Source organism: Pseudonocardia sp. DSM 110487 (assembly GCF_019468565.1).
Classification (GTDB): Bacteria; Actinomycetota; Actinomycetes; order Mycobacteriales; family Pseudonocardiaceae; genus Pseudonocardia.
In genome coordinates this window covers 9,048,554-9,062,806 of the sequence record NZ_CP080521.1, presented here as the reverse complement: position 1 = coordinate 9,062,806, position 14,253 = coordinate 9,048,554, and the positions used below count along the sequence as shown (strand labels likewise).

Sequence of the window (14,253 nt, the reverse complement as noted above, 5' to 3'; positions counted from 1 at the left end):
GTCGATGTCTCGTCCCGAGCGGGCTAACGGTCGTGGCTTCCCAGCCAGTCGACGTAGTCCGGTACGGCGTGCTCGACGTCGTACTCCGGCCGGAAGCCGGTGTCCTCCCGCAGCCGGGTGATGTCGAGGTAGTTGCCAATAGGCCGGTCGGGATTGCGCCCCTCCGGGAGGGTGATGTTCGCGCCCGGAACAGCGGCGTTGATCGCGTCGACGACCTCGCTGTAGCGGACCAGCCGTCCGCTCGAGACGTTGTAGACGCGGTGGTTCAGCCGTTCCGCGAGCATGAGCAGCGCGATGGCCCGGCCGCAGTCCCTCACGTAGCAGAGGTCCGTGGCGTCATCGGCGTACGCGGGTGGGCGGGGTGGGGTGAGATCGGGGTCCTCGCCCCTGACGGCCGCGCTGAGCAGGCGGGGAAGGGGGGTGAACGGGTTGTCGGGCACGCCGAGGGGCCCCCAGATGGTGCCGATCCGCAGGCTCACCGTGTTGAATCCGGCGCTGTCGCCCGCGAGCGCGGCGAACAGTTCCGCGGTCTTCTTGAACACCGGGATCTGGTGTGCCGCCACCACCGGCAGTGGGGCGTCCTCCCGCAGCGGGACCTCGTCCACCCCCATGTAGACGCCGATGCTGCTGGCGACGGAGAACCGCCGCACGCCCCACACCGTCGCCGCCTTCAGCGCGTTGAGCAGGCCGAGGGTGTCGGCGCGCAGGTACTCGACCGGATCGGGCAGGTCGTAGCGGGCCGCCGCGAGGTGCACGATCCCGGTGATCTGGTGCCGCTTCCCGATGTCGAGGAAGGCCGCCTCGTCGGTGGTGTCCAGCGGCTCGACGACGACCCGGTCGCCGGGCCCGTCGGCGAGGTACTCGGGCAGCCGGGTGGACCGGTGCGCGGTGAGCACGACGGACTCGCCCATGTCGAGCAGCGCTCGTGCGGTGTGCGACCCGATGGAACCCAGGCCGCCGGTAACGAGAATCATTCCCACCCCTTCGATGCATGTCGAGCCCGCAACCCGCGGGCGCATCGAGCTCGCCCCCCGACCGGCTCAGCCCATGATCTCGACGCTAGGCAGGAATCCGTCGCCGCTCTTGTACGAAACGGCCATCCCCGCGGCGCAGCGTGGTGCACTCGGACAGACGATGCGAAGGCGACGAGCGCAGCGACCGGAGGTGATCCGGCCGACGTGGCGGGAAGGCTTAAGGGGAGGCTAGCCTCAGGCGCCGTCGCACTGCAGATCATCTGGAGGCATCCGTGCCCGTCGCTCCCCGACTCGTCGGTCAGGTCAGCCGGCGCAGCCTGCTCACCGGCGCGGGAGCGCTCGGGGCGCTGGGCCTGCTGACGGCTTGCGGGGGCGCCGCAGATCCAGCGGCACCGGCCGCCGCGCCACCCGGGGCGGGCGCGTTCCCGCTCACCGTCGAGCACAGCAAGGGCACCACCGAGATCAGGAGCGCGCAACGCGTCGTCACTGTCGGGTTCAGCGACCAGGACCCGGTGCTCGCGATGGGCGTCCGTCCCGTTGGCGTCACGGACTGGTACGGCGACTACCCGTTCGCCACATGGCCGTGGGCGCAGGACGAGCTCGGCGCCGCGCAACCGGCGGTGCTGAACAGGGGTGCGTTCACCGGCACCCCCGACTACCGGTACGAGGAGATCGCCGCACTCTCGCCGGACCTGATCATCGGGCTCTACACGTCGATGGACGACACCCAGTACCAGACGCTCTCGCGGATCGCGCCCACCGTCGCCCCGCCCGCCGGATACCCGGAGTGGGGTGCGCCGTGGGACGAGTACACGCGCCTCGCCGGTCGCGCGCTCGGTGTCCCCGACCGGGCCGAGCAGCTGATCGCCGGGGTCGAGGCGCAGCTCGAGGCGGCGGCCGCCGCGAACCCGCGGTTCGAGGGCCGCACCGCCGTGGTCGCGGAGCGGTTCGAGGGTGGGCAGTCCTTCGTCCGCTCGTCGACCGACCCGCGCTCGCAGCTGGTGACGGCACTCGGGTTCACGATCCCGCCCGAGATCGACGAGCTGGCAGGCGACCTGGACGGCGCGACGATCAGCGACGAGCAGATGCGCCTGCTCGACCGCGACGTCCTGCTGTGGAACATCGGCTTCTCGCCGGAGGTGCGCGGGGACGTCGAGCGGGCGCCGCTGTATTCGCAGCTGGAGGTCGTGAAGGCGGGCCGCTCGGTGTTCGTCGACGACCCGATGGTGTCCGCCGCGTGGACGTGGGGCACGGTGCTCAGCCTCCCGACCGTCATCGACGGGCTGGTCGCCAAGATCTCGGCGGTCCTGGCCTGACTCACGGCTCCGTCAGGCGCGCCCAGAGGAATCCCGTCGCGTCGAGGGGCCTGTCGGACGTGCCCGCCTCGGGGCCGGCGCCCGGCCACGCGTGCCCGCCCTCGGCGATGACATCGCGCACCACGCGAAAGCCGGAGGTGCACGTCCATATGCCGACCGTGGCCGGCGGGTCGTCGGTGAGCACCGGCGCCGGGGAACACCCGTCCGCGGCGAGGAACGGCGCGAGCGAACCGTCCACGGTCGGGTACTGCGCCCCACCCGCGCCGGCCCCTCCGCCGAACGGGACGCGGTCGTCCGCGTTGCCGTGCACCGCGACGACCGTCAGCGGGGCGGGCGCAGGGCAGGGCACGAGCACGGCGCCCGCCACCGGCCCGATCCCGGCCAGCTCGCCGGGCCGGCCGCAGGCCCACGCGTAGGCGAGGATCGCTCCGTTGGAAAACCCGACGGCGTACACGCGCCGCGGATCCGTCCGGTCCTCCGCGGCGATCCGGCCCGCGAGCGCCGCGAGGAAACCGACGTCGTCGACGCCGCGGGAGCGGGCCTGCCCGCAGCAGCCACCGCCGTTCCACGCGCCGTCGAGCCCGTCGGGGTAGGCGACGACGAATCCCGAACGGTCGGCGAGGGCATCCCAGCCGAGGTCCGCCTCCACCTGGGTGCCGGAGCCACCCGCGCCGTGCAGCACGATCACGAGGGGCGCACCCGCCGGTGCGTTGTCGGGGTGGTGGACGTGCGTCGTGCGGTCGCCGTCGGCCGTGGACAGGATGACGGTCCGGTCGGTCGCCCGCGTCGCGGAGCAGCCGGCCAGCGCGAGCAGGCAGGCGAGAACACCGGCGAACGATCGGGTGAGCACGACGCCATGGTGCGTTGTATTCCCGGGATGCGCTGTGATCTGTAGCGACGCTCGTCAGGTCGACCTTCTCGTCTCGGCCGACCTACTGTGCATGCCATGGTCGAGGTGTCCCGCGAGACCGCGCCGTCCGATGCTGCCCTCCGCCGCGCGCTGCGGCGGGCCCGTGACGGCGTCACGATCGACGTCGCCGAGGCGTCCGTCCTGCTGGCTGCGCGTGGTGAAGCCCTCGAGGAGCTGCTCGCCGTGGCCTCCCGGGTGCGAGACGCCGGCCTGGTGGGCGAGGGCAGGCCGGGTGTGGTCACGTACTCGAAGAACGTGTTCATCCCGCTCACCCGCCTGTGTCGCGACCGCTGCCACTACTGCACGTTCGCCACGGTGCCGCACCGGCTCCCGGCCGCGTTCCTCGAGCGGGACGAGGTGCTGGAGATCGCGCGCGCCGGCGCGGCCGCGGGGTGCAAGGAGGCGCTGTTCACGCTCGGCGACCGGCCGGAGGACCGCTGGCCCGCGGCCAGGGAGTGGCTGGATGAGCGCGGTTACGACTCCACCCTTGACTACGTCAGGGCCTCGGCGATCGCGGTGCTGGAGGAGACCGGCCTGCTGCCGCACCTCAACCCGGGCGTGCTGTCTTGGGCCGAGCTGACGCGGCTCAAGCCGGTGGCCGCGAGCATGGGGATGATGCTGGAGACCACCGCCGAGCGGCTGTGGAGCGAGCGCGGCGGGCCGCACTACGGCAGCCCGGACAAGGAGCCCGCCGTCCGGCTCCGCGCGATCACCGATGCCGGGCGCGTCGGCGTCCCGTACACAACGGGGATCTTGATCGGGATCGGCGAGAACCGCACCGAGCGGGCCGATTCGCTGTTCGCGATCCGCTCGGCCGCGCGGGCCCACGGGCACGTCCAGGAAGTGATCATCCAGAACTTCCGGGCCAAGCCGGACACCGCGATGGCGAAGGACCCGGATGCCGACCTGCACGATCTCGCCGCCACCATCGCCGTCGCGCGGATCGTGCTCGGCCCCAAGATGCGGATCCAGGCGCCGCCGAACCTGATCGGCGACGAGTTCGCGCTCATGCTGCGCGCGGGGATCGACGACTGGGGCGGCGTCTCGCCGGTCACCGCCGACCACGTCAGCCCGGAGATGCCGTGGCCCGCGATCGACCAGCTGGCCACGCGCTCGGCTGCCGCCGGGTTCACCATCCGGGAGCGGCTGGCCGTCTACCCGAAGTACGTGCTGGCCGGCTCGCCCTGGATCGACTCCCGGATCTCGGCGCACCTCGCCGCACTCGCCGACGCCGAGACCGGGCTGGCCGACGAGAGCGCCGAGGTGGTCGGGCGGCCGTGGCAGGAACCGGACGGCGGATTCGCCTCCACCGGCAGGGTCGACCTCAACACCGCGATCGACACGGAGGGCCGTACCGAGGACCGGCGGGGCGATTTCGCCTCGGTCTACGGCGACTGGGAGTCGGTCGCCGAGGAGCTCGCAGCGACGCGGCGGACGGCCCCTGTGCGGCTGGACTCCGACGTCCGCGCGGGGCTCGCGCTGGCCGCCTCCGATCCGGCTGCCCTGCTCGACCCGGCGCACGAGGCGGCCGCGATGGCCGTGCTCACCGGCGAGGGACCGGCGCTGGAGGAGCTCGCCCGCCTCGCCGACGCCGTGCGCTCGGACGTCGTGGGCGACGAGGTCACCTACGTCGTCAACCGCAACATCAACTTCTCGAACGTCTGCTACGTCGGCTGCCGGTTCTGCGCCTTCGCGCAGCGGGAGCGCGACACCGACGCGTTCCGGCTCTCGCTGGACGAGGTCGCCTCCCGCGCCGTGGAGGCGGCCGAGGCGGGCGCCACCGAGGTGTGCATGCAGGGCGGGATCGACCCGCAGCTGCCGGTCACCTTCTACGCCGACCTCGTCCGCGCGGTGAAGGCCGCGGTGCCGGGCATGCACGTCCACGCGTTCTCGCCGATGGAGATCGTGTCCGCCTCGGCGAAGGCGGGCGTGTCGATCGAGGAGTGGCTCACCGAGCTGCGCGACGCCGGGCTGGGCTCGATCCCGGGCACCGCCGCGGAGATCCTCGACGACGAGGTGCGCTGGGTGCTCACGAAGGGCAAGCTGCCGGCGGCGCAGTGGCTGGAGGTGGTGCGCACCGCGCACCGGCTGGGGATCCCCTCGTCGTCCACGATGATGTACGGGCACGTCGACGAGCCCCGGCACTGGCTCGGCCACCTGCGCACGCTCGCCGCCCTGCAGGACGACACCGGCGGGTTCACCGAGTTCGTCCCCCTGCCGTTCGTGCACCACAACGCGCCGATCTACCTCGCAGGCATCGCCCGCCCCGGCCCGACGGTGCGCGACAACCGGGCCGTGCACGCGTTCGCAAGGCTCGCCCTGCACGGCCGGATCGACCACGTCCAGTGCTCGTGGGTGAAGCTCGGTGACGACACGGCCGCCGACATCCTGCGCGGCGGCGCCGACGACATGGGCGGCACGCTGATGGAGGAGACGATCAGCCGGATGGCCGGCTCGGAGAACGGCTCCGCCCGCACCGTCACCGAGCTGGCCGCGATCGCCGCGGCGGCCGGACGTCCGGTGCGCCAGCGCAGCACCACCTACCGGGAGCCGGTGGAGCGGCTGGTGCCGGCGCAGCGGCCCGCGCCGCGGCTGCTGCCGCTGACCCCCGCGTAGTGCGCGGCCAGGGGAACCTCCGCGAGTCGCGGTATCAGTGCACGCGAGTCGCGTTGTCAGTGCATGCGAGTCGCGCCGCTCACCCTGGTCGGCAGCCTTGGAGCTCCGGGGCCTCGATGCCGTGGACCAGCTCCTCGGCGACCAGTCGCCCTGCGACCGGTGCCAGCGTGATTCCGGAGTGCATCACCGCGAGGTAGGCCCCTCTGGCGGCGGGAAATGGTCCGATCAACGGGTGGCCGTCGGTCGGCATCGGCCGGATCCCGACCCGCGCGCTCATCAGCCGCACGTCCTCGCCGCCGCGGAACAGGTCGGCGATCCGGTCGCGGACGCGTTCCGCCGACCGCGCGAGCTCGGCGGCGCTCGTCTCACCGGTGTACCGGACGGCGGCGACGAACTCGCCGTCACGGGCGGCGCGCACGTCCATGTCCGGAGTGGCCACGATCGTCCGCACGAGATCCGGTGGGCCGGTGAGCCGCAGCAGGATCGCCGGTGACGGCCCGACCGGCACCGCGGCGCCGAGTGCCGCGCAGAGCACGGGCACATCGGCGCCGTTCGCCAGCACCACGCTGTCGGCTCCGAGCAGGCCACCCGTCGTCTCGACGCCGACGACCCGGCCTCGCACGGTTCGCAGCCCGGTCACCGCGGTGCCCGCTACGAGCCGGACCCCCCGCTCGCGGGCCGCGCCGACCAGGGCGTCGGTGGTGGCCAGCGGGTCGACCGCCCCATCGCCGGGGATGTGAACGGCCTGCTTCGGAGGCGTGCGCAGGTTGGGCTCGAGGGCGGCGGCCTGTTCGGCGTCCACGAGGTGTCGACCGGGTTCGAGGTCGTCGACGGTGTGCCGCCCGCCCCAGAGGAGCGAGCCCTTCCAGTACACGCGCACGGCGGGCAGCTCGGCGGCCAGCCGCCGGTACTCCCGAGTCGCGATGGCGTGGAGGGGTCCGCCCGGCCCCGGCACGCGTTCCGATGCGCCGATCCATCCGAACGACTCGGCGGTGGCGCCCGCGCCGGGCAGCGCCCTGTCCACGATCGTGACCGCCGCGCCGAGCCGGGCTGCGTGGTAGGCCACCGATGCTCCGACGATCCCGGCGCCCACGACGACGACGTCCGTCATTCCCCTCCTCCGTCGGCGCACGACGGTAGGTGGGAACCGGGATGGTCATCCACCGGATATGGCGGGCTACGTGTGCAGAAGGCGTTTGGGGTGCATGCCGTCGACCATGCCGATGAACGGTGGGTGGATGCTGTAGCCGAGCATCCGGCGGATGTCCTCCGACACCGCGCGCACGGTCTCGCGGTCCGTGGAGAGCGTGAACGCCTCCTGAGGGCGGAGCCACGGTTCGCAGTACTGCGCCGTGACGGCGAGGCGCGCCTGATCGGAGCGGTTGGCGCCGCCGCCGTGCCAGAGGGTGCCGACGAAGAACACGCACGAACCGGACGGCATCACGGCGGTGAGCTCGGTGTCGTGGTCGCCGGGCCTGCGGTCGTCGTCCCAGCGGTGGCTGCCCGGAAGGACCACCGTTGCGCCGTTGTCGTCGGTGAAAGGGTCGATGGCCCACACCGTCGCGGCCCCGAGGGGTGCCCGCGGGCGGGCCACCGGGTAGATCGCGTCGTCCGGATGGAGGAGCTGGGCGGCCTCGCCAGGGTTGATGTTGATGACCTGCAGCTGGGACAGCAGGTAGTTGGGCAGGAACAGCCGGTCCAACAGAGCGAGTGCCCGCGGATGGTCCACGAGCCGGTCGCAGGCGCGGGTCTTGCCGAGCACGCTGTAGACGCGTTGCGTGCGTTCGCCCTCGAACGTGTTCCGGCCGGTCCTGTCCAGCAGGGGCGTGACGGCCGCGCGTATCCGCTCGCATTCCTCCGGGCTGATCAGGTTCTCCAGGATGACGTAACCGTCGCGCTCGAGGGCGGCGAGATCGGCGTCGATGACCGCGGGGTCCACGGCGGCCCCGATGCTCGCGGTCGCCGTGTGCCGCCGAGCCAGATCGAGACCCAGGTCCTCCAGATCGGCGATCCTGTCCGGCTGTCGTGACATGGTTGTGAGTCCCTTCATTTCGCGATCGCGCTGGAGAGACCGACTGCTCCGCGGACCACGCCCCACACCTCGGCGATGACGTCTTCGGCGGGCGGCCGGGGTGTTCTGGTGAGCGCCACCGAGAGGATGGCGTTGGTGCTGCCGAGCGTTGCCGCGGCGAGGAACTCCGGGTCCCGACCGGCCGGAAGTTCACCGGCGTGCTGCGCGTGGGCGATGTTGCGAGCGCCGAGCTCGATCAACAGGTGCAGGTGGCGGGTGTTCCCGGCGGCGACCTCCGCGTCTCCCACCAGGCCGCCGAGCACGAGCGGTGACAGCGGGTCGGCGTACACCGCGGTGACCCAGTCGTGGATCCGCTGCCGCTCGCGTTCCGCCCAGGTCGGCGCGTCGTACTCGCGTAACGCCGCAGCATCGCCCAGCCGCTGGTAGAAGGCGTCGAGCACCGCGATCAGCAGGCCGCTGCGCGTGCCGAAGTACCGGTACGGCAGGCCGCTGCTCACCCCTGCCCGGCGCGACACCGCGGCCACCTCCAGCTCACCGGTATCGGCCAGCTCTTCGGCTGCGGCTGCCAGGAGCTTCTCGCGTGCCGCGGCGCCGCGAGGCGCCTTCGGGGTCGTCACGACGATGACCGTAAGTTGAGCTCAACTCATTTGTCAAAGTCGAGCGTACTGTGGCCGCATGGGTGTGCTTGGCGAGATGTTCCCCGGGCGGAAGATCACGGACGAGTCGACGGAGGCGGGCGACGGCCAGGAGCACTTCCAGCTGGGGCCGATCGACCTGGACAACCGCACGGTGCAGGTGCAGCGGGTCGCCGCCGACGAGCCCGAGCAGGACGGCACCGCCCCGGCGTAACCCGTTCGCGGGAACTGGGAGAATCGGGGGCATGACCGCCCCCACCGACCGTCGCCAGCGGGTGCTCTCCGGCATCCAGCCGACCGCGGACTCGTTCCACCTGGGCAACTACCTCGGCGCGGTCCGCCAGTGGGTGGCGATCCAGGACTCCTACGACGCGTTCTACTGCGTCGTGGACCTGCACGCGATCACCGTCGAGCACGACCCGAAGTCGCTCGCCGACCGCACCCGCAACGCCGCGGCCCAGCTGCTGGCACTGGGCCTCGACCCGGGTCGGTGCGCGCTGTTCGTGCAGTCCCACGTGCCCGAGCACGCGCAGCTCGAGTGGGTGCTCGGTTGTCTCACGGGCTTCGGCGAGGCGAGCCGGATGACCCAGTTCAAGGACAAGGCCGCACGCCAGGGCGCAGACCGGGCCACCGTCGGCCTGTTCACCTACCCGATCCTGCAGGCCGCCGACATCCTGCTCTACCAGGCCGACGGCGTGCCGGTGGGCGAGGACCAGCGCCAGCACCTCGAGCTCACCCGCGATCTCGCGCAGCGGTTCAACACCCGCTTCGGCAAGGCGTTCGTCGTGCCGGAGCCGTTCATCCCCACGGGGATCGCGAAGATCCAGGACCTGCAGGACCCGACGGCCAAGATGAGCAAGTCGGCCTCCAGCCCGGCCGGCATCATCGAGCTGCTCGACGACCCGAAGGTGAGCGCCAAGAAGATCCGCTCGGCGGTCACCGACACCGAGCGGGAGATCCGGTTCGACCCGGAGGCCAAGCCGGGCATCTCGAACCTGCTCACGATCTACTCGGCTCTCACCGACCGGAAGATCTCCGAGATCGAGGCGGACTACGCGGGCAAGGGTTACGGCGACCTGAAGAAGGATCTTGCCGAACTCGTCGCCCAATTCGTCGAACCGCTGCGGGAACGGGTACGCACCTACCGGGACGACCCGGCCGAGCTGGATCGAGTACTCGCCCGCGGAGCCACCCGGGCGCGCGAGATCGCCTCCGCCACGCTCACCGTCGTCCACGAGAGGATCGGTTTCCTGCCGCCGACGTGATGGGATGACGCGCGTGGCCGCGCCAGCCGACGAGAAGCCCTCGAAGCTCGAGCAGCTGCGCGCGCGGCACGAGTGGCTTGACCACCTGGTCCGGGCCGGCACCCGCTACACCGAGCGGCACGGCGACCACTACGCAGCGGCGGTCACGTTCTTCAGCGTGCTGTCGCTGGTGCCGCTGCTGATGATCGCGTTCGCCGTCGCCGGTTACGTGCTGTTCTTCAACCCGGCGCTGCTCGGCGAGCTGCAGGCCGCGATCACCGAGAACGTCCCGCCCGGGCTGAACCAGATGATCGAGGATATCGTCGAGCAGGCGATCGACCAGCGTGGTGCCGTCGGTCTGCTGGGCCTGCTCGCGGCGCTGTACTCCGGCATCGGGTGGATGTCGAACCTGCGGGAGGCCCTCTCCGAGCAGTGGGCGCAGGTGCCCGCCGCCCCGGCGCTGCCAAAGCGGCTGCTGTTCGACCTGCTCTCGCTCGCAGGGCTCGGGCTGGCGTTGGTCGGGTCGTTCGCGATCACGGGCTCGGTCGCCGGGTTCGCCGAGGACCTGTTGGGGTTCGTCGGGCTCGGTGACCACGGCTGGGCCCTGTTCCTGCTCGGCGTGTTCGGGTTCCTGCTCGGCATCGTCGCGAACTGGCTGATCTTCCTGTGGGTCATCGCGCGCCTCCCGCGCGAGCACGCGACGCTGCGCAGCGCCGCCAAGGCCGCTCTGTTCGGCGCGGTGGGATTCGAGTTCCTGAAGATCATCATGACCTACTACCTGGCGAGTGTGACGTCGTCGCCGAGCGGGGCGGTGTTCGGCTCGTTCCTCGGTCTGCTGGTCTTCGTGTTCTTCGGGTCGCGCTTCGTCCTCTTCGTCACGGCGTGGGCCGCCACGGCGCAGGAGAACGAGCAGGAGAAGCCGGTGCCCGTTCCCGAGCCGCCGGTGCTGCACACGGAAGTGGTTCTCCGGAAGGGACCAACGGCCACGACCGCGCTCGGCCTCCTGGGCGCAGGTGCGCTCACCGGCTGGTTGATCCGCCGGAGGAAGTAGCGCCCCGGAGGCGCATCTCCAGGCCGTCGAGGTGGCGGGCCAATGCGTGCTCCAGTAGCGCGTCCATGTCCTCGGGGGTTTGGCCCTGGACCGCCGCCAGGTGCGGGAACCGGCCCGAGCCGAGCAGCGCGCGGACCTCGCCGCCGAGGGTGGCCCACCACTCGTCGTTGTTCTGGCCGGTCTCCCGCTCGGCCAGAGTCTCCGCCGCGCCGCTGGCAGCCAGGCCGCGCACCAGCGCGGGCAGCGTGAGCGCCTCGCGCAACCGTTCGGCCCGGGTCAGGGGAAGGCCCGCCAGCGCCTGCAGCGTCCACTCCGTGTGGGCCATCGCCTCGGGGACCAGCACGGGCCTCGTCATGGAGATCAGCTCGGGCAGCCACGGGTGGGCGCGGTAGGCGTTCCATTGCACCCGGCTCACCAGCTCGAGCTTCGCGCGCCACCCCGACGGTCCGGGCTCGGGCAGTGGGTGCGCCCGCAGCACGGCGCGGACGAGGAGCAGCTCCAGCGCGTCGCGCCCGGCCACGTGGCGGTACAGCGACATCGGGCCGACCCCGAGCTCCGCGGCGAGCCTGCGCATCGAGACGGCGTCGAGGCCCTCGGCGTCAGCCACGCCCATGGCGGTGGCGACGACCCGGTCCGAGCTGAGCTCGTGGGCAGGCGCGCTGCGGCGGGGCGGCGGGCCGGACGCGCGCACGACGGTGCCCGCCCCGGAGCGCGTGACGAGGAGCCCCTCGTCCCGCAGTACCGCGAGGGCACGTGTCGCGGTCGCCATCGCCACCCCGAAGTCGCGGACGACCTGTCGGGTGGAGGGCACCCGATCGCCGGGACGCAGGGCGCCCGATGCGATCCGGGTGCGGATGGCTGCGGCGATGTGCAGGTATGGCGGCTCCGTCACCCCACGACTGTACTAGTGCGGATCGATAGCGCACTGCCAGATGTATACGGGGATCGAGCGGTACAAATACGGTGTACGCATGACGAATCCCGGCTCGGTGGTTCAGGTGCTGGTCGCGGCCGTCGCCGACGATCCACTGGCGAGGTGGCTGCTACCCGGCCGGTGCCCTGTACCTAGTGCTGCTGGGCGTCGTACCCGCCGCGCGAGGACGCGGGCTCGGCGCCGCCCTGCTCCGCGCCTCGTCCGAGCCGATGCCGACGGCCTGCCCGCATACCTGGAGGCGACGTCGCTGCGCAGCCGGTCGCTCTACGAGCGACACGGGTTCCGCGACGCCGGTGACCCGATCCAGCTCCCCGACGGCCCGAGCCTGTGGCCGATGTGGCGCCCCACCCCGAGACAAGGAGCGAAGACATGTTCGTGACCAGTGAGATCGTCGCCGGCGGCACTGCCGATTTCATGGCCGTGCGGCACATCACCGCGTCCGGCAGCCAGGTGGACATCGGGCGTGCGCTGGCCGTCGAGGCGCAGCGCACCTACGGCTGGACGCCCGCGCCCGCCGATCACTTGAAGGCCCGCGCCCGGCGGGCATGGTTCGCCCGACACTGGCCGCAGCACTTCGCGCGCATGCAGGGCGCTGCGGAGGCGCTCGGCCTCGACCCGGACACCGACGATGTGTACCTGGATGGAGCCGGTGGGATCCCGGTTGGGTCGGCCTGCTCGGCGAGCTTCTACCCGCCGGCCGACACCATCGACGGTCGCGGCGTGCTCGGCCGCAACTACGATTTCTTCACGACCGGCGCGAGCGAGCTCTTCGCGATGCTCGCCGGCCAGGAGGCTCCGCCGAGCGCCGAGATGCCGCTGAGCGCGCGGCCCTACGTGATCACCAGCGTGCCCGAGGACGGGCCCGCCACCACCGTGCTGACGATGAACGAACTCGACGGCTGCATGGAGGGGATCAACGAGCACGGCCTCGCCGTCGTGCTGAACCTGGCCGATGCCGAGAACGCGACCGGGCCGGTCGGCGCCGGTCCGCAGGTCGGGGTGTCGAGCGGCCAGCTCCCCCGGTTCCTGCTGGACACCTGCAGGACCGTCCAGGAGGCGAAGGCGGCGCTGCTCGACGCCAAGCAGTACGACCTCGGCGTCGCCCTGCACTACCTCGTCGCGGACCGGAGCGGGGCGGCGTTCGTCTGGGAACGCGGTCCCGGCGGTGACGAGCACGTCGTGGAGGCGGACGGCGCGCTCTGCATGACCAACCACCCGCTGCACCGCCACCTCGACCCGGCGGCTCTGCCCGCGGACACCGAGGAGACGATGCTGACCTACCTGCGCTACCGGACGATCTCCGAGCGCTCGGCGGGCGCAGGCCCCTCCGCCGCCCGGATGCGCGAGGCCCTCGACGCGGTGCGCGTCGACGCCGCTACCGACACGCCCTACCCGGCCCGGACGCTGTGGCGCACCGTCTTCGACCTCGAGCGCTGCACCATGGCCACCCACTTCTACCTGGGCGACGCCCAGGACGGCGCCCCGCGCTACAGCCCCGAACTCGAGTTCACGATCCCCGCCCTGCAGCCCGCCTGACCTCGAGCACCGAGCTGACCGGTCAGGGCCCGCCGCCGGACATGTCCCGAACCGACGTCAGAGGTCGTCGGTGCGGCGGCGTTCCATGAAGACGGTGTCGCGCCATGCGCCGTGGTGGCGGGCGATGCGTTCGCGCATGCCGAGGGTGCGGAACCCGGCGGAGCGGTGCACGGCGATGCCGGCCCGGTTCTCGGGGAAGATCGAGGTTTGCAGGGTCCACATGCCGGCGTCGTCGGCGGCCATCACCTGGCGGTGGATCAGGGCTTTGCCCACCCCGCGCCCGCGGTAGCCGTCGCCGACGTAGATCGCGGTCTCGGCGACGCCGGCGTATGCAGGCTGGTCCGAGGTCGGTTTCGCGGCCGCCCAGCCGACTACCCGGCCGTCGATCTCGGCGGTCCAGCGGTGTTCGGGCAGCCAGGCCCGATCCAGGGTGCGGCGGTCCGGCACGTCGGTTTCGAAAGAGGCGTCGCCGGTGGCGATGCCTTCGGCGTAGATCCGCCGGACGTCGGGCCAGTCGGACGGTTCGAGGGCGCGGACGGTGACGTCGGCGGGCAGGTCCTGCGGGCAGCACGGACGCGGCCCGAGCATCCCCATCACCGCGTCCGCGGCATGCGGGAGGCCGGTGCAGCACGCCGGGTTGACCGACACCAACGTCGACGTGCCCTCCTTGCGCAGCCGCACGAACCCGACATCGGCCAGCTTGCGCAGGTGGTGCGAGCAGGTCGACTGGCTGATCCCCAGCTGCTCCGTGAGCGCCCCGACGGTGATCTCCGGACCTGCGACGGCGACCGCATGCAGTAGCCGCACCCGCATCGGCTCGGCCAGGCAGGCGAACCATTCGGCGTAGGTCGCAGCGTCGTGCGCGGCGAGCTGGGCCGGCTGCCGCGGCGGCACGACGGTCAGCGGCAAGGGTGCGTTCATGCCACGAGTATCGACCACGATCGATGGTTGCGTCAATCGAGCGCCGTCGATAGAGTGCCGCGGCATGGATCGACCACGATCGAT

The 14,253-nt window shown here is 71.9% G+C and carries 14 protein-coding genes; 7 read left to right on the top strand and 7 right to left on the bottom strand.

The annotated features are described in order from the left end of the window. Nucleotides 1-23: 23 nt before the first annotated feature. Nucleotides 24-974 carry an NAD(P)-dependent oxidoreductase gene (locus K1T35_RS42565; protein WP_220257325.1) on the bottom strand — a complete coding sequence of 317 codons (951 nt, stop codon included), beginning with the start codon at nt 972-974 and terminating at the stop codon, nt 24-26. Between the two features lie 272 nt (nt 975-1,246). Here K1T35_RS42565 and K1T35_RS42560 point away from each other — a divergent pair, with 272 nt between their 5' ends. Next, nucleotides 1,247-2,290 carry an iron-siderophore ABC transporter substrate-binding protein gene (locus tag K1T35_RS42560; protein WP_220257324.1) on the top strand — a complete coding sequence of 348 codons (1,044 nt, stop codon included), beginning with the start codon at nt 1,247-1,249 and terminating at the stop codon, nt 2,288-2,290. Between the two features lies 1 nt (nt 2,291). Here the strand turns inward: K1T35_RS42560 and K1T35_RS42555 are convergent, their stop codons facing one another. Then, nucleotides 2,292-3,140 carry a PHB depolymerase family esterase gene (locus K1T35_RS42555; RefSeq protein ID WP_220257323.1) on the bottom strand — a complete coding sequence of 283 codons (849 nt, stop codon included), beginning with the start codon at nt 3,138-3,140 and terminating at the stop codon, nt 2,292-2,294. 96 nt (nt 3,141-3,236) lie between these two features. On the opposite strand from K1T35_RS42555, the gene K1T35_RS42550 reads away from it, so the two are divergent. Next, a complete protein-coding gene (locus K1T35_RS42550) occupies nt 3,237-5,816 on the top strand; it encodes a bifunctional FO biosynthesis protein CofGH (protein WP_220257322.1) in 2,580 nt (859 codons plus the stop codon). Nucleotides 5,817-5,895: 79 nt separating this feature from the next. Here K1T35_RS42550 and K1T35_RS42545 read toward each other — a convergent pair whose 3' ends face one another. From K1T35_RS42545 to K1T35_RS42535, 3 genes are all read right to left on the bottom strand, one after another. Beyond that, a complete protein-coding gene (locus tag K1T35_RS42545) occupies nt 5,896-6,927 on the bottom strand; it encodes an FAD-binding oxidoreductase (RefSeq protein ID WP_220257321.1) in 1,032 nt (343 codons plus the stop codon). A gap of 66 nt (nt 6,928-6,993) precedes the next feature. Next, a complete protein-coding gene (locus K1T35_RS42540) occupies nt 6,994-7,848 on the bottom strand; it encodes a phytanoyl-CoA dioxygenase family protein (protein ID WP_220257320.1) in 855 nt (284 codons plus the stop codon). Nucleotides 7,849-7,862: 14 nt separating this feature from the next. Then, complete coding sequence (locus K1T35_RS42535) at nt 7,863-8,465, bottom strand: TetR/AcrR family transcriptional regulator (protein WP_220257319.1); 603 nt, start codon at nt 8,463-8,465, stop codon at nt 7,863-7,865. A gap of 58 nt (nt 8,466-8,523) precedes the next feature. On the opposite strand from K1T35_RS42535, the gene K1T35_RS42530 reads away from it, so the two are divergent. From K1T35_RS42530 to yhjD, 3 genes are read left to right on the top strand one after another with little or no spacing between them, the layout of a single operon-like run. After that, nucleotides 8,524-8,697: a hypothetical protein gene (locus tag K1T35_RS42530; RefSeq protein ID WP_220257318.1), complete on the top strand. Its 174-nt coding sequence runs from the start codon at nt 8,524-8,526 to the stop codon at nt 8,695-8,697. Nucleotides 8,698-8,728: 31 nt separating this feature from the next. After that, nucleotides 8,729-9,748 carry a tryptophan--tRNA ligase gene (trpS, locus tag K1T35_RS42525; RefSeq protein WP_220257317.1) on the top strand — a complete coding sequence of 340 codons (1,020 nt, stop codon included), beginning with the start codon at nt 8,729-8,731 and terminating at the stop codon, nt 9,746-9,748. Between the two features lie 4 nt (nt 9,749-9,752). After that, nucleotides 9,753-10,778, top strand: coding sequence for an inner membrane protein YhjD (gene yhjD / locus K1T35_RS42520; RefSeq protein WP_220257316.1), 1,026 nt, complete (start codon nt 9,753-9,755; stop codon nt 10,776-10,778). On the opposite strand, the gene K1T35_RS42515 is transcribed toward yhjD, so the two are convergent. Beyond that, nucleotides 10,747-11,670, bottom strand: a complete 924-nt coding sequence (locus K1T35_RS42515; RefSeq protein ID WP_255621299.1) for a GntR family transcriptional regulator — start codon at nt 11,668-11,670, stop codon at nt 10,747-10,749. The two genes, yhjD and K1T35_RS42515, sit on opposite strands and share 32 nt — an antisense overlap. A 79-nt stretch (nt 11,671-11,749) precedes the next feature. Here K1T35_RS42515 and K1T35_RS42510 point away from each other — a divergent pair, with 79 nt between their 5' ends. Continuing rightward, on the top strand, nt 11,750-12,091 hold the full coding sequence (locus K1T35_RS42510) for a hypothetical protein (RefSeq protein ID WP_220257315.1): 342 nt from the start codon (nt 11,750-11,752) through the stop codon (nt 12,089-12,091). Next, nucleotides 12,082-13,248, top strand: coding sequence for a C45 family peptidase (locus K1T35_RS42505; protein WP_220257314.1), 1,167 nt, complete (start codon nt 12,082-12,084; stop codon nt 13,246-13,248). The genes K1T35_RS42510 and K1T35_RS42505 overlap by 10 nt, the downstream gene beginning before the upstream one ends. Before the next feature lie 57 nt (nt 13,249-13,305). Here the strand turns inward: K1T35_RS42505 and K1T35_RS42500 are convergent, their stop codons facing one another. After that, on the bottom strand, nt 13,306-14,169 hold the full coding sequence (locus K1T35_RS42500; protein ID WP_220257313.1) for a metalloregulator ArsR/SmtB family transcription factor: 864 nt from the start codon (nt 14,167-14,169) through the stop codon (nt 13,306-13,308). Between the last annotated feature and the right edge of the window lie 84 nt (nt 14,170-14,253).